The following is a 16644-nucleotide window of genomic DNA, read 5'->3' as shown; positions in this document are numbered from 1 at the left end:
TCTTTCTTTTTAGACTTTTTTCCTTTAGGTTTATCTTTTCCTTGGATACTCAACCAAATTCCATCCATTTCTTGAAATAAAACTTTAACTTCTTTCGATCCATTTAATTTACCTTTTTTATTTAATATTATTTTTCTTTCTTCTTTTTCTTCAAGTTTAGAACCTAATTTTTGTACTACATTCCATACTGCTGTATGGCTGATTTCTTGGTTGGTTAACTCTTTAATATTTTTCGCAGTATCCCTATAAGAAACATTAGTCACATTATCTACAATCTTTTCTACTAACGTGGTTGAAATCTGACCTATTGTATCCATTTGTAAATATTCATCTAGTAAGAATTTATAAGCTTTTTTGCCATCCTCTGTTTTAAATTCATACAGACGTCTCTCAAATTCTACATCCCCCATAATAGTCTTTATACACGTACGTCTTAAACCTTTACTTCTATAAACCTTAGTATTTCTTTCATCCATCAACCTACGGTCTAGGTGCGTTAGCACCTCTCTCATGAACCTGCATGCTTCATCACATACATATTTATATATTTTTTTCTCTAAATCATTGAAAGTTATCTCTTTTTCATTTAAACTTGTATTGTACATAATATCACCCATTATCTTATAGTTTTTTCAACTTACATTATAATGGATTTTTTATGTACATGGGAGATACTTTTTGTATCTCCTTTTAAATTTTCTAAGCAGTAATTACTACTATCTTTGCCTACTAAAATTATACTCTAAGTTCTTACTTAATTCTTGGCGTATTGTTCACAGTCCAAAATTTCACATTTATCACGGAATTAAAAGCAGATTTTTCCTATAGCACTTACTTCACAATCTATTCTAAATATTATAAAATTCTTCGAAAGATTTTAGTACATAAGTGTGGTCTTGAACTCCGCCAAATTCACGTACAGAGTGCATTGCAAGCACTGGAGTTCCCATGTCTACGGATCTTATATCTAAATGAGTTGAAGATATAGGTCCTATAGTAGAGCCTCCTCTTGAATCTGAACGGTTAACAAATTTTTGATAAGGCACTCCTGCCCTTTTGCATACCATTTCGTATACAGCACATGACTCACTGTCTGTAGTGTAACTTTGATTTGCATTTACTTTTATTACTGGTCCCTTATTAATTACTGGTCTATTAGTTGGGTCATGTTTTTCTCCTGAATTTGGATGAACTGCATGAGCTAAGTCTCCAGAAATTATAAATGATTTTGATAAAGCTCTAAGGAAATCTTCTCTGCCTTTTCCCATAGATAATGCTATTCTTTCTAATACATTAGCAAGCATTTGAGAATCTGCACCTTGTTTTGTAGAACTTCCTACTTCTTCATTATCAAAACAAACCATTACATTTGTTCCTTTTGTAGTTTTACTATTAATTAAAGCTTTTATTCCTGCATGAACCATAGCTAAGTCATCTAATCTTCCGCAAGATATGAATTCATCATTAAGTCCTATTATACTTCCTTTTTCAAACTCATATAAGAATAAATCAAAGTCTATTATATCTTCTTTTTTAACATCTAGCTCTTTAGCTACTGTATTCAAAAGATAATTTCCCTTTTCTAAATTTTCATTTACTAATGCTAGTAATGGCAATGTATCCTTTTGCTTGTTTAATTCTACACCGCTATTTACTTCACGATTCATGTGTATTGCAAGATTAGGTATTATAAGTATAGGTTTTTTTATGTTTACTAATCTTATTTCTGGGCATAATGGGTTTTCACTCTTTAATGCTACTCTACCAGCCACTGAAAGAGGTCTATCTAACCATGTATTAAGTATAGGTCCTCCATATACTTCAGTGTTTAATCTTACATATGTGTTTTCTGAAACCATTTCTGCAGATGGCTTAATTCTAAATGTTGGAGAATCTGTATGAGCTCCTATTAGTTTAAATCCATATTCTTCCATTTCTCCATTTCCAACTACAAAGGCTGTTAAAGCTGAACCATTTTTAGTAACATAGTACTTTCCGCCTTTTTCTAAATTCCATTTTTCGCTTTCCTTTATTTCCTTAAATCCATTAGCATTTAATTCATTTTTTACAGTTTCTACTGCATGAAAAGCTGTTGGACTTTCATAAATAAAGTCAATAAGATTTTGAGCTAATTCTAATTCCTTTGTCATTATAAATTCCCCCGAAATTTTATATAATTTTTATTTATTTACATAGTTTGATTATAACATATATATTATTGCAACTCCAAATATAGATTTACAATGTAAAAAATGTATTAAAATACTGAATTATGAGTATTATATTATTAAGTAAAATTTTAGTAATTCATGGAGTGTGATTTATGTGAAAGGAACTATAAGACACTTATTCCCTGGTGGAAATACATCACAGGGCTTTTATTCTTACTACCATTACATTTTATCTCAGGAAGATGCTAATAAAATCATTTGCATTAAGGGGGGACCTGGTACTGGAAAATCTTCAATGATGAAAAAAATTGGTGAATACTTTAACTCTAATGGATACAATATAGAATATCATCACTGCTCATCGGATAACAATTCTCTAGATGGAGTATTAATCCCTGCTTTAAAAGTTGCTATATTAGATGCTACAGCTCCCCACATAGTGGATCCTAAAAATCCCGGCGCTGTAGATGAAGTTTTAAATTTAAGTGACTGTTGGGATGAAAAAAAACTTCGAAATAATAAGAGTGAAATAATTTCCATAAATAATGCCATAGGCAATACCTTTAAAAGAGCTTATAAGTATATTGAAGCAGCTAAAATTATTCATGATGGATGGAGCAATTTAAATTTGGAAGCTATGGATTTTTCAAAATTAAATATGTTGAAAGAAAAGTTAAAAGAGGAGCTTTTCAAAAATAAAGTAAGTACATTAGGAAAGGAAAGACATTTATTTGCCACTGCCTTTACTCCTAATGGAATCGTCACTTATATAGACAATTTACAGGAAAATTATAAAAATATATATGTATTAAATGGCGAACCTGGTACCTGTAAATCTAATATATTAAGCTTTTTAGGTAATGAAGCTATTAAAAGGGGACATTATGTGGAAATATTCCATAAACCTCTTATTCCGCAAGAAATAGAACATGTTTTAATTCCCGATTTAAACGTAGCATTATTAACTTCTAATGAAATAAATAAAAAAGAGTTTTCTGGAACTCAAATATATACAAATGAACTACAAAAGGAAAATATACTAAATAAAAATCTTACTAAAATACAAGATGAAAAAGAAACCTTTTATCTCCTTTTAGATAAAGGATTAGAGATAATCTCTGGAGCAAAAACGTTACATGATCAGTTAGAAGCTTACTATATACCTGCCATGGACTTCACAAAAGTAAACGAAAAATATAAAAAAGTCTTAAATAATTTTTTAGAATATGAAAGTAAAAACACCGTAGATAATGCCTTTAAACAAATAAAAAATGATATATTTTTCGTATAAAATTAATTTCCTATGCTTGATAACTAGTTATTGAATATCAACAATATTGAATTTTAAATATTGTCAATATAAACTACTACCCCTTGGATTTTATTGCTAAATAGTATATTATACTAATTAATGGTTTATTTATTTTTTAATTTTAAGGACGGTGTTTTAGCTTGTTAACTAATTTTTTGATTTCACGTTTTATAAAAAACTATAAAGATACAGATGATGAAGGGGTTAGACAAAAATATGGATATCTTGCAGGAGTAGTAGGAATATTTGCAAACATACTGCTATCCTCCATAAAACTTACAGTGGGCTTTATCTCTCACAGTATAGCTATCACTGCTGATGCTTTTAACAATTTATCAGATGCTGCCTCTTCTTTAATAACAGTAGTGTCTTTTAAATTGGCAAATAAACCTGCTGATAAGGAACATCCCTTTGGACATGGTCGTGTGGAGTATTTAGCTGCTCTTGTAGTTTCCTTTTTTGTTATGATGGTAGGTTTTCAATTTGTAAAAACCTCCTTTGATAGAATAGTAAACCCTACAAAAATAAATTTTCAAATAATACCATTTATTCTTTTACTTTTTTCTATACTGGTGAAGGTGTGGCTTGGATTTTTTAATAAAAAGCTCGGTAAAAAAATAAATTCCACCACCTTAAGTGCCACTTCCATGGACGCTTTCAGTGATGTAATAACCACCAGTGTAGTTGCTCTATCCTTTGTTATATCAAACTTCACCTCTCTACCCATAGATGGATATATAGGTATTTTAGTAGCACTTTTCATAATTTACTCTGGTTTTAGTCTTGTAAAGGAAACTATAAATCCTCTTTTAGGTGAAGCTCCAGATGCTGAATTAGTAGAAAATATACAGAAGGATTTACTTAGTTATGAATATATAACCGGAGTTCATGACATAATAGTTCATAACTACGGTCCATCTAAATTCATGGTATCCTTACATGCTGAAGTTCCTTGCGATATATCTATATTAAAGATACATGAAATAATAGATAGAGCTGAAAAAGAAATGTCTAAAAAACACAATATCTTATTAGTTATACACATGGACCCCATTAATACCAACAACAAAGAAGTTCAAAAATGCAAAGATCATGTTATATCTGTACTCAATACCATACCAGAAATAGAATCCATGCATGATTTCAGAATGGTTGGTGAAAATGAATATATTAACTTAATATTTGACGTAGTGGTTGACCATGATATTCATATAGACCAAAAGAAAGAAGATGAAATTATATTACAAATTGATAAAAAGTTAAAAGCTATAAATCCTGCTTATAATTGTTTAATAACTATAGATAAAAATTACACCTTTATAAGGTAGCTATTATTCTCCAATCCTCCTCAAAGACTTTATTTTAAGCGAAACTTGCTACATTAGTATTACTAACCACGAAACACCCCACTTCAACGAAGCAAGTGGGGTATATTTCATTCCTATATACCTATAATCTAGTACCTAGCACCTAGCACCTAGTACCTAGTACCTAGTACCTAGTACCTAAATAAAGTCTATCATATAAATAAACTAGTATCTAAATTATAATTATAGATTAAAATTTGTGGATTGTAGACTAAAAAAGCCAGTAAAGAGTCTTTTATAAACAAGAATCTTTACTGGCTTTTTATTTTAATATTAACAAATACTCAACTCTTCAATAACTAAGTTCACCATTTGACTCATAGATAACTGTCTAGTACCTACAGTAATTACATTACATCTATTTAAAGGCAAAATTATTTTTCTTGCTTTACTAATTGCAATAGCTTCTGACATAACTGGAGTTATTTCTCCCATCATTGAATTTGCTACAAGCATAGCTATAGGTCCTATAATTACATCTACTTCTTGTGACATAACCTTTATGGCATTTTCACCTGTAGCTGCTGCATGAGCCCCACCCTTTATCATGCTTGAAGTGGCTAAAGAATTTGTTCCTAATGCGATAATTTCAAATCCTTCTTTATACTGCTCCCTAATTTTTTCAATTATAACTTTTCCTAATCCGCCGCCTAATCCATCAATTACTGCTACTCTCATCAAATAACCACCTTTTTTTATTAGTGTTCATATGAAGGCTATTAATAACCTCTTCAGCTTCTTAAATCAAAGCCTATATAAAATCTATTTATTAGTAGTTGCTGAATATGAATTATTTACACTGCTAACATTACTTTTATAAGCTAAGAAATAAGCTCCTGCTATTAAAACAGCTCCTCCAACTATATTTCCTAAAGTTACTGGCAGTAAATTATTAAAAATTCCTTTTCCACTAACCAATGCCAATTTTTCTGGAGTTAATCCTGACGCTTGTACATACGCTACATTAGATTTTGCAAAAATGCCTACTGTTAAAAAATACATATTTGCTATACAGTGTTCAAATCCACAAGTAACAAATGTCATAACTGGAAACCATGACATAACTACCTTTCCAATAACATCTTTTGATGCTGTGGCACCCCAAACCGCAAGACATACCAACATGTTACATAATATACCACTAGCAAAAGCTGGACCAAAACTTAAGCCTCCCTTAGCTGCTGCTACCTTTATAACGCTACCTCCAAGTTTTCTACCACTTAAATTAAGCATGCCTGATTGAAAAACTAAAAAAGATATAATAATAGCTCCTACAAAATTGGAAATGTACACTATTATCCAGTTTCTCAATAACTTTTTAAAACTAACTCTTCCTTCTAGTACTCCTAAAAACATTAGACTATTTCCGGTAAACAATTCAGCTCCACATATAATTACTAATATTAACCCTATTGGAAACAGTGCCCCTCCTACCAATTTGGATAATCCTACATTAGTAATACTATGAGTTCCTACTGATGCTACAGCCCCCCCTATAGCTACAAATGCCCCTGCCAGTATTCCTAATATAATTCCCTGACTAAGTCCTATTTTTGCCTTTGTTTCTCCTGCTTTAATAGTAATCTCTCTTATTTCAGCCGGTTTTAAGATTTTACTTTCCATATGACCCACATCCCCTTTTTATTTTTCAATATTTTATTTAACAAACTGCCCTATTTAAAGCAGCTTATTAACAAATATGTACCCCAAAAAAATCATCTTGAGTCATAAGTTCATATTTATTTGTTTTTTGATTACATTACACTAGAATTCGTAATTTGTAATATAATTTTTAATTTTAACGCTTTAATTTTTATCGTATAACCATACATTACGAATTGCGGTACATTAAGCAGTAAATTAAAATGTATATTTCACTTTTTCAAGCTTTTTACTTATATGCATTCTGAGTTAAAATTCCTATAGAAACATCACCTACTACAGCTAAATCTTCTGCTGTAAAGTAGAAAGAAGCGTTTTTATCGAAAAGTATTTGAGCTGATGGAGGAAATTCTTCATCCCCTGACCATAAAGCAAAAGTTACATATACTCTATTTATAAATTGAAATTTATAAGCTATATCTCCCATTTGCACTTCTTCCTTTGGAATGTTTTCGAATGCTTTGCGAAACTTGTCCAAATCCTTTCCAAAGGTTCTTATTAATCTTAAGATACATCTTCCATAAAAATTATTGTAATACACTTCTCCCCCTGGCACATCTCTATAAGTTATATCATGATTAATTGGAGGTACTCCCTTAGCATTTATTAAGTATCTAAGTATTAATGTTTTTATAGGGTACTTTTCTATTGAAGAATAATCCCCATTTAATACTTCACCTAATGGATACTTAACTATATAATCTTGTCCCATGATTTTTATAGTAAACTCTTGTTTTTCTTCATCAAATGTGCATCCAGTATTTTCTACTATTGCTTTTGGATTATAGTTTTTCAATATATCTTTATAGTGTTCATACGGTATTTTATCTTTTCTTCTTTCTTCCACAGCTTTTTTATCCATTAGCCCTATTTCATCCTCTCGTTTTAAGGTTAAATGTTGTTTCCAGCTTCCTTTAACATTTCATTTGCCTTTTCCATATATTTTATAGCTTCTTCTATATATTTGGCTGTATCTTCTTTGCCCATTTTTTTAGATTTTTCTACCCATTCCTTAAATCCATCTTCATGAGATTTATTATGATCTATCCAATGGGATAATAATATTTTTAGAGTTTTTTCTTCTTTATTTAATGATGAATTTTCACCACAACAGCATTCATTTTGATCGTGTGTATGTTCATGTGTGTGTTCATGGCAGTGCTCATGATGATGTGTGTGTTCATGACACTCTTCATGAGTATGCTCATGGCAATGTTCATGAGTGTGCTCATGGCAATGTTCATGAGTGTGCTCATGGCAATGCTCGTGAGTATGCTCTCCATCAAAATGTTCATGAGCATGTTCGTGACAATGCTCATGGGTATGTTCATGTTTTAAATCTTTACACATAATTATCCCCTCCACGTATTTATATTTTTGCAAATTTAAACTATTAAACTTTTATTCATAAATTCCAGCTTATAATGCCTATTTTTTAATGTTGTTGAAATATCAAAGTTCAAATATCAAATATCAAATGTTGTTGAAATATCAAAGTTCAAATATCAAATATCAAATATTGTTCATTTTCAGCCTTGGCTGAAAATGTTATTTGCTTTTTTACTTTGTTATTTGATATTTTTACTTTATTATTTATTTTACTATTTTCCTTCAATTATAATTTTATGATCTAATAATTTTATTTCTTTTAACACGCCATCTACTATCTTTTCTTCTCCTAAAAGATCTGCTAAAAATATTTTTCCATCTTCCTTTGGTAAAACTTCTACCACATATTCCATTATCTTTTCTTCTCCCTCAGGAGTTATTAAATAAGCTGTTGATTCACACATAGCAAAATCCTCCTCTTAATAATCTATTCTCCTAACAGTTGTTTTACTGTTGGGAATCTTTCTATATCAGTATGTGGTAAAAAACATGCTGATACAAATTCATCCATATATCCAGGCTCCACACTTAATTCTAAGTAAGTTATACCACTGGATATTTCCTCAAGTTTATCCTTGGCTTCTTTACTCATTATAGTTAAATAACATCCTATTAATGAGCTATTACCTATATACTTCACCTTATCTCTAGGTATATCTGGAAGCATACCTATCATTATTGAGCTTTCTACATCTAAGTTATTTCCAATGCCTCCAGCTATGTATAATCTATCTATACAATCAAAGTCCATTCCCACACTGGAAATCATTGATGATATCCCAGAATAAACAGCTCCTTTAGCTCTTATAAAATTATCTATGTCAACCTCATTTATGGTTATATTCTTCTCTATATTATATTCTTCTTTAAAGGCTAATATATACTCACCCATACCATGCTCATCAAATCTAACTCTAGGTGTGTTTAAACCTTTAACAATTTTTCCTCTTCTATCAATTATTTTAGCGACCATTAACTGATATATTAAGTCTATTATACCAGAACCACATATACCTATAGGTTTTTCTTCACCTATTATTTGAATCTTTGGCTCATAGGTATTTTTATCTATTTCCACCTTTTCAATAGCTCCACTAGATGCTCTCATACCACAACTTATTTCTCCACCTTCAAAAGCTGGTCCTGCTGAGCACGCGCAACTCATTAAGAATTCCCTATTACCAAAAACTATCTCTCCATTGGTTCCTAAATCTATAAATAAAACATTTTCTTCAGAATTCCAAATACCAGAGGCTAACGCTCCTGCAGTAATGTCTCCTCCTACATAACTTGCCACAGATGGGGCTAAATATATAGTGGTTTCAGGATTTACATCCACTCCTAATTCATTTGCTTTTATGTATGGAGAACTTAAAAATGCTGGTATGTAAGGCTCCATCCTTATGTAATCAGGCTGAATGCCTAAGAATAAATGACTCATAGTAGTATTTCCTGCTACTACAAAAGATGCAATTTCATGAGATTCTATACTGCTTTCTCTATACATTTTTGCCAATAATGGATTTATGGTATATTTTATGATGGCGTCATTTAATTTTTTAATTCCATCCTTCTTACCTGCATAAATTATTCTATTTATTACATCTGCTCCATATTGTATTTGTGCATTTCCTGAAGAGGCCTTAGCTATTATATCTCCAGAATTTAAGTTTATAATACATGCTGCAACTGAAGTAGTACCAATATCTATAGCTACTCCATATAATTTATTTGAGGTGTCATTTCCCTCTATATTTATTATGTTTATGTTATTTTCTTCTTCAATATAAGTTATAGTAATATTAAAATTATTTTTCCTTAAGATATGAGGTATATTTTTGATTACTGAAAGCCCACATTGAACATTTCCACATCCCAATGTATTTCTTACCTGTCTTATTAATCTATCCACATCTGATATGTTATCGTCTAGAGTTGGTTCTGGAATTTGTAAAAAACTTTTTTTAATATTTATCCCAAGCTTTATTCCATTTTCTTTTAGTTTTTCTATTGCTTCTTTAAATATTATCTTTTCCTTTTCTCCACCTAAGTCTTCTATCTTCATATTGTGCATAGCATCATCAGCAGTGGAAGGAATCTCTACATCCACATCTCCATTTACAGTAGAGCAGCAAGCTAATACATAACCCTGTGCTAGTTCCTCTTCACTTATATGATTGCTTTTACTACAATTTACTTGTCCATTAATTATCTTAACCTTGCATTTTCCACAAGAGCCATTACCATTACAAGGTGCATCTATAAATATTCCAGCTCCTCGTATTACTGCAAGCAAGCTTTCTCCATTTTTTGCTTCTACCTGTACTCCATGAGAAGTAAAATTAACTTTAGCCATAAATCAATACCCCCTGTAAGAAAAGCTTTCTCGGCCTAGGCCGAGAAAGACTATACTATTTTATACTTGATTGGTAATCAGCAGAGCTTAATAAATTATCTAGCTCACCTTTATCACTTAATTGAACTTTTATAATCCAAGCATCATATGCATCTTCATTTATATATTCTGGTTCATCATCTAACTTTTCATTTATTTCTAACACTGTTCCTGAAATTGGAGCAAATAAATCTGAAGCCTTTTTAGAAGATTCAACTACTCCAAAAGTTTCATCTTGAGTTATTTCATCGTCTACTTCTGGCATTTCAACAAACAATATTTCTCCCAATTGACTTTGAGCAAAATCAGTTATTCCAACATAAGCTGTATCTCCCTCAACTCTTGCCCAAGTATGTTCTTTACTATAATATAAATTTTCTGGATGATTCATATATATGCCTCCCTAAAATATTTTAAACATAAATGACCATATTGTAGTTATAGCGGATTTAAATTATATTTAAACCCACTATAACTGAACTTAAACAATAACTATAGTTATTAACTCAACTGATGAAGGTGGTAATAGCACAGATTATGCAAGTATCTTAAACAATAACTATAGTTATTAACTCAACTTTCGCATATAAACAGAACTCTTAGCTTCAGATGGAGTTTTCACTCCAACTGAAGGTTAGAGATCGTTATCCAGGGACGTAGCTGCCGTTATCTCCCACTTTGTTAGAGGTGGAAGTGTTACGGCAGGTAGTCATCGGATAAACTTTAAGCTTTACGCTATATAAGGTAAGAAGTAAGAATTATTACTTATAGATTAATTATAAAAAACTCCTAGAGTTTTATCCTTAACTCTTACTTCTTACTTCTTATCTAATACCCATTACTTATCTACAAATTTTATATTTTTATTTTATAGCTGCGAAAGTTGAATTATTAATTCTTAATTCTTAATTACATAATAGGATCCATAGTTAATGCTGGATGACCTTTTTCTTCTAAGAATGCTAATACGCCTTCTGAATCTGTAGATATAGTTTCATCACAAATCATATCTGCAAAGTTATCTATATCATATAATTCTTTAGCTGTTTTATTTAATTTTTCTTTAACAAATTCTTTTAATTCTTTTGGCATCCAAACGATTCTTGAAACTCCGCCTTCAGCTTTTAAGAATTTCTTTGAAGATATGAATGGTCTTCCATGTCCCATAAATCCTGGAGTTTGGACTCCACCACCTGTCATAGATGCAAGTTCTCCAAAAGTCATTCCTAGAGGAGAAATTGAACCATATTCTCTGTTTACTATTACAACACCATTAGCCTCTGGCATTATACCGCAGATACATTCAAAACATCCACAAGATGTCATTGGATCTTGAAGTAAGCTGTATAATGTAACTTGGCTTACTGCACCTTGAGACATTTGCTCAACAACTTCATTTACCTTTTGCCAAATACCTAAGTTTTCGTCAATAACTCCTTCTTTTGGTATTGCTTGACATGGTCCTGTTGGATTTAATTCTAGTGTAGCTTTAGCATCTAACCAACTAACTGCTCCGCAAAGTCCAAGTCTTTCAGGTGTTACAACACATACGTGAGCTGGAGCGAAAGATTGACATAAGTTACAAGTGTAGAAAGTATCTACATTTTCGTCTATTAGAGATTCTAATCTTTCATCTCTTTCCATGTATCTTGGCATAGCATATTTTTCTCTTAATTCTCCACATTTATCTGGATCAGTTACTATAGTAACTTGACATTTATCCACAACAGATCCGAATTCATCTAATATCTTAGCATAGATAACTTCTCCTATGTGGTTTAATCTAAAGCCTTTTTCATAAGCTTCCTTACCTATTCTAACCCAAGTTAAGTTTCTTTGACCAACGTGCATTACACCTTCTATATAGTTTAAGAAATAGTGAAGTCTTCTTTCAAGAACTGGTTCAAAGTCTTTTTGCATGTTAGCTCCAGCAACTTCTATGAATACTCCTAATGGAAGTCTTCCTGGTGCTTCTGTTATAGTATCAACATCTGGACCTATTAATGTAATCTTATGATCTTCAACTTCTGAAAGTTCTCTTTGCATTACTAGTTCCCAAGCATCAGTTTTTCCTCCACCAAATTCAGCAAACATATCATTCTTTCTTATTCTTTCACCTTCAAATGCTGCTGCAAAAGCTACTGGTATAGGAATTTCAGTTATTTTTATTTTTATATGTCTAGCTTCTAATGAAGTTTTTGGTACTTTATCATAATCTTTTTGAGTTAATAATAATGTTGGAACTTCTTGAACATCTTGGTCAGTAATTACTGGGAATCCAAGTGCTATAGCACCTGCTCCTGCAGAAACTACTAATTCACTAAGTGGTCCAAAGGCATTTACAAAAGCAAGAATTCTCTTGTCTGTGTACTCTAAGAAATCACCGAATTTACCGCCTTCAAGTGCACCAAATATAAATCCTGCTCTTATAGCTACTGATACAACATGAATTACTGATGTTACATCATATCCAACAGGAATAACTCTTAGGTCTAGACCCATTTTTACATTAGCTTCTATAGCTTGGTCAATTACCTTTCCTACTAAGAAAGTAAGAAGTCCTTTTGATTGGTAATCTTTTATAACTTTTGCTGCGGTTTCACTATCTGGACATTCTCCTAAAACAACTGCTATTCCAGGGATATCGCCAGTAACTAGTGGAACTCCTAATGAACGGATAACTGGGTCTGGTACAAAGCCTATACAAGGTTCTGTGTATGGTGTGTCACTTAATACATATTTAGCAGCTTCAATTATTTCTGCTGCTACTGCAGTAGCAAGTCCTGCATTTAAAGCCTTTTCTAATCTTTCTTCTTGAACTATTAAGCTTTCTACTACAGCTAAAGCTCCTTCTAGTTCTTCAAGAGTAGTTATTTTCTTTCCTGTAGCTGCAAAAATTATTGGAAGTGCATAAGCAGTGTCAGGAAAAGCAACTTTACAATCTTTACCTTTTTCACTTATAGCTTGAGCAACTAGGCCTTTAGCTGCTTCTAAAGCTTGATTTGAGCCTGTAAATATAGTTTGAAATAAATTCATCTTCCCTTACCCCCTTTTATAGATCTAAATAAGAATCTGCGTATAAAACTGCTCCATTTATAATATCACAAGTTTTTATAGTTTCCATTAATCTTTGATCACATGGGTTCATAATTGCTGATGTTAATCCTGCTTGCATAGCCATAGCACAGAAATTAGCATCCATTATTGGTCTTAAATGTTTTGGTGCTCCATTAGATACATTACTTAATCCACAAACAGTCTTAAGCTCCATTTCGCTTATTAATCTAACTGCTTCTAGAACTTCTTTTTGTTTTTCTTGCATTCCTTTTATAACTAGGAATAGAGGGTCAAATAACATATCTGTTGGTTCTAATCCTAAAGACATTCCTCTTTCAAGCATTTCTGTACAATATGCCATTCTTTCGTCATTGTCTCTTGTAATACCTTCTTTAGCACATAAAGCTATTACCATTGCATCGTTAGCAGCTGCTAAATCTATCATTTCTATTCTTTCTCCAGCATCTGCTGAGTTTATTATTGGCTTTCCTTTTTCTCTGTTATAAACTTTTATTCCAGCTTCTATTGCTTTTTTATTAGTTGTATCTAAAGCAAGAGGAACGTTATTGAATTCGTTTTGTAGTAATTGTACAGCCCATGGCATTACGTCTTCGCCATCTTTTTCAGCAGGTCCTATATTTAAATCTAGGTAATGAGCACCTGCATCTAGTTGTTCTTTTGCTCTTTTTAATATTGGTTCAGGATTTCTTTCTGCTAATGCTTTTCTTATAGTTGGTGATATACAGTGAATTCTTTCCCCTATAATCATGAATTTTTCCATGTTTTTTCTCCCCTTTTCAATTTTTTATTTTAAACTCTTACATAAAGGGGGGCTCCCCTCTATGTAAGAAGTATATTTCCTATTTAAATTCCTTTAAGAATTTTGGAATGTGTAGAGCTTCATTAGTTCCAACAACAATTTCCCATCCTGGTAGGTTTTCTTCTAAATCACCTTTAAGTACAGCAACTTTACCTGGAATTATAAGTTTTCTTGACTTAGTCTTTTCTTCTACTCCACTTTCTTTTACGAATTTAGCTATACTTGATGCTGTAAACTTACCTGCTGCCCAAGATGTAAGAACTGAATATCCACCTGCATCAGGGATTAACATCCATACTGGAACTTTTGATCTTTCAACTTCTCCAGATACTATGAAGTAAGTTAAAGCAAAGTCAACTGTTACCATTACTGGTGAATTGTCATCTGGGTTGTTTATTGGATAAACATTTGGCTCAACTCTCATTGGTCTTTGTGGGTCTGTAAATATGTTTTGTCTTAGAGCAAATAGTGAAAGTCCTCTTGCATAATCCATATCATCTAACACTATGATTGAACCATATTTCATGGTAAATAATGTGCCTAGAGCTACTTCCATAAACTTGTCATTATTAGCAAGTTTATTTGCAAATATTACTGATGGATAACCAAATACTCTATCTTGTCCATCTAAATTTATTCTTCTTATTTGAACTGTATTTTGGAAAGCTTCTTTAATTGAAGAAGAACCTGGGTCAAGTATTAATTCTTTATGACCTGCTTTGTGTATTTCTTCTACTAATGCATATAATTCTTCTATTGATGGAGCTTTAACTCCTAAAACTAACTTATCAGCTTTAACTAATTCAACCATCTCTTTATAGTTGTCTTTGTTAGCACCATAAACTATAGGATTTTCATCTTTTACTAGTGCTAAAGCTTCTTTCATAACAGCTACATCTTCACAAGTTAACATGTAAGCCACTTTTAATCCGCTGTTTTTAATTTTGTTTATTATTTCTAAATATCTATCTTTATTGCCGCTGTAATTTATTGCAGCAATTTCAGCCTTCATTTCTTCGCCGATTCTTACATAATCAACATTTTTCATGTTTGCTATTTTTCTATCTATTTCTTCATCAGACATGCAATCACAGAACATGATAGCAAATCTGTTTCTGTTTACAAAAGTTTTGCTATGACGGAAAAGAACTGTTTCTCCTCCTAATTTATATTCACTTTCACCTTTTCCAACTGTTATGGTTTTCATAAGTGGTGCAGTAGCCTCTGATAATTTTTCTAATGCAGATGCATCCATATGAGGACATTTGCTTATTTCTACTGCTCCTGCAGCAACTTTCATTGAGAATGCTAAACATGTTGGGAAACCACAATCTTTACAATTCTTTTTTGGTGTTAATTTAAATATATCTAATCCTTTTAAAGCCATTTTTTATCCTCCTCTAACAATCTGAATTTACATATCTAAAAATTTTCCGAATTTATACCTTATATTCTAACGTGCCAAAATTTACAAATAATTTAGATTAAATCAAGTATTTCGACAAATTATGCTAGTAATCCCTCTACTAAAGTTCTTAAAGTTTCTAGTGATTTTGGATGTCTTAATACTAAAGCATCTGATCCTGATGATAAAACGCCTGTTGCAGTAGCTATTTCTAAAGATATTCCTCTATCTTCTTGAGAACCCCATTGTGGAGAATCTTTTTCTGATTCTATAGCTTCTTTAACTTTCCATGTTTCAAAAGAAACTGGTGTTATTATTGGAGTTTGTAGAGTTTTATCATCTTGTCCTAACGCTGCAAGTCTGATTCTATCCATAGTTGATATAACATATTCATAACCATAACCAGCTGCTGAACATCCTACGTTTGATACTACATTTTCAGTTTTAACACCTAATTGGTTTATTAATATATTTAATTGTTTTGCAAGGTTAATATCAACTGAAGATTCTGCTCCAACCTTATGACTATAAGCTAATGCGCCTGCTGCTGCTACAGTTTTATAGTTTTCTTCTACTGCTGATAATAACAATACATTATGTCCATCTAATTCTTTTGCCAAGCTTTCAAATAATTTTGCATCTTTATCATGATTTCCTGTACCTGCTACAGCTAGAGGAACATTTATAGCTTCTGCCACATCTTTAGCTACTTTTGTACATTCTTCAACGGATTTATCTGCTCCACTTGGATCTGCTCCCGCTAATCTTAAACATATAAAATCTGGATTATATTTTTCTTCTACAAATTTTGCCCATTGAACTGGATCATTACATACGTCTTTGTATATTTCTTTTAATGCTTCTATCCAGTTTTCAGGATATATATCTATTATTTCCATTCCTATTTTAGGAGTATTTCCTGTATCTCCATCAAAAGTGTAAAAAGGAAGTGTATTTTGCCCCCCTATTTTTATTGCCTTTTCCCCTGTTCCTATTTGAACTTCGTTGATTTTACCTGAGTATTTTTGTACTGTTTTTTTGAACATAACTGGTAGCCTCCTTGTTT

The 16644-nt window shown here is 31.7% G+C and carries 15 protein-coding genes; 2 read left to right on the top strand and 13 right to left on the bottom strand.

Annotation, left to right across the window (positions count from 1 at the left end; translation table 11 throughout):
• Both FGK85_RS07940 and FGK85_RS07935 read right to left on the bottom strand, forming a co-directional pair.
• The coding region (locus tag FGK85_RS07940) for a UPF0236 family transposase-like protein (protein ID WP_171011364.1) at nt 1-605 on the bottom strand (605 nt) is incomplete at its 3' end.
• 243 nt (nt 606-848) lie between these two features.
• Complete coding sequence (locus FGK85_RS07935; RefSeq protein WP_138205407.1) at nt 849-2150, bottom strand: M18 family aminopeptidase; 1302 nt, start codon at nt 2148-2150, stop codon at nt 849-851.
• 175 nt (nt 2151-2325) lie between these two features.
• Between FGK85_RS07935 and FGK85_RS07930 the strand changes: the two genes are divergently transcribed.
• Nucleotides 2326-3462, top strand: coding sequence for a PRK06851 family protein (locus FGK85_RS07930; protein WP_138205405.1), 1137 nt, complete (start codon nt 2326-2328; stop codon nt 3460-3462).
• Nucleotides 3463-3623: 161 nt separating this feature from the next.
• Nucleotides 3624-4811 (top strand): cation diffusion facilitator family transporter, encoded by a 1188-nt coding sequence (locus FGK85_RS07925; protein WP_138205403.1) that lies wholly within the window; start codon nt 3624-3626, stop codon nt 4809-4811.
• 312 nt (nt 4812-5123) lie between these two features.
• Here the strand turns inward: FGK85_RS07925 and FGK85_RS07920 are convergent, their stop codons facing one another.
• The 11 genes from FGK85_RS07920 to acsD all read right to left on the bottom strand — a co-directional run bounded on the left by FGK85_RS07920 (nt 5124) and on the right by acsD (nt 16624).
• Nucleotides 5124-5528, bottom strand: a complete 405-nt coding sequence (locus FGK85_RS07920; RefSeq protein ID WP_138205401.1) for a DUF3842 family protein — start codon at nt 5526-5528, stop codon at nt 5124-5126.
• Nucleotides 5529-5612: 84 nt separating this feature from the next.
• Nucleotides 5613-6473 carry a formate/nitrite transporter family protein gene (locus FGK85_RS07915; protein ID WP_138205400.1) on the bottom strand — a complete coding sequence of 287 codons (861 nt, stop codon included), beginning with the start codon at nt 6471-6473 and terminating at the stop codon, nt 5613-5615.
• Nucleotides 6474-6741: 268 nt separating this feature from the next.
• Nucleotides 6742-7374, bottom strand: a complete 633-nt coding sequence (locus FGK85_RS07910; RefSeq protein ID WP_138205398.1) for a DUF3786 domain-containing protein — start codon at nt 7372-7374, stop codon at nt 6742-6744.
• Between the two features lie 29 nt (nt 7375-7403).
• Nucleotides 7404-7862: a DUF8180 domain-containing protein gene (locus FGK85_RS07905; protein ID WP_138205396.1), complete on the bottom strand. Its 459-nt coding sequence runs from the start codon at nt 7860-7862 to the stop codon at nt 7404-7406.
• A 251-nt stretch (nt 7863-8113) separates the two neighbouring features.
• Nucleotides 8114-8305: a CooT family nickel-binding protein gene (locus FGK85_RS07900; protein WP_138205394.1), complete on the bottom strand. Its 192-nt coding sequence runs from the start codon at nt 8303-8305 to the stop codon at nt 8114-8116.
• A 23-nt stretch (nt 8306-8328) separates the two neighbouring features.
• Complete coding sequence (acsV, locus tag FGK85_RS07895; RefSeq protein WP_138205392.1) at nt 8329-10257, bottom strand: corrinoid activation/regeneration protein AcsV; 1929 nt, start codon at nt 10255-10257, stop codon at nt 8329-8331.
• 55 nt (nt 10258-10312) lie between these two features.
• Nucleotides 10313-10687 (bottom strand): glycine cleavage system protein GcvH, encoded by a 375-nt coding sequence (gcvH, locus tag FGK85_RS07890; protein WP_138205390.1) that lies wholly within the window; start codon nt 10685-10687, stop codon nt 10313-10315.
• Between the two features lie 518 nt (nt 10688-11205).
• Nucleotides 11206-13332 carry an acetyl-CoA decarbonylase/synthase complex subunit alpha/beta gene (acsB, locus tag FGK85_RS07885; RefSeq protein WP_138205389.1) on the bottom strand — a complete coding sequence of 709 codons (2127 nt, stop codon included), beginning with the start codon at nt 13330-13332 and terminating at the stop codon, nt 11206-11208.
• A gap of 16 nt (nt 13333-13348) precedes the next feature.
• Entirely contained in the window at nt 13349-14134 is a 786-nt protein-coding gene (gene acsE / locus FGK85_RS07880) for a carbon monoxide dehydrogenase/acetyl-CoA synthase methytransferase subunit (RefSeq protein WP_138205387.1), read from the bottom strand.
• Nucleotides 14135-14213: 79 nt separating this feature from the next.
• On the bottom strand, nt 14214-15560 hold the full coding sequence (gene acsC, locus FGK85_RS07875) for an acetyl-CoA decarbonylase/synthase complex subunit gamma (protein WP_138205385.1): 1347 nt from the start codon (nt 15558-15560) through the stop codon (nt 14214-14216).
• 119 nt (nt 15561-15679) lie between these two features.
• Nucleotides 15680-16624, bottom strand: a complete 945-nt coding sequence (gene acsD, locus FGK85_RS07870; protein WP_138205383.1) for an acetyl-CoA decarbonylase/synthase complex subunit delta — start codon at nt 16622-16624, stop codon at nt 15680-15682.
• Nucleotides 16625-16644 lie beyond the last annotated feature (20 nt).

The organism is Haloimpatiens lingqiaonensis (assembly GCF_901447495.1).
GTDB classification, from domain to species: Bacteria; Bacillota; Clostridia; order Clostridiales; family Clostridiaceae; genus Haloimpatiens; species Haloimpatiens lingqiaonensis.
Note: the sequence above shows the minus strand (reverse complement) of the source record. Positions and strands in the feature narration are given on the sequence as shown.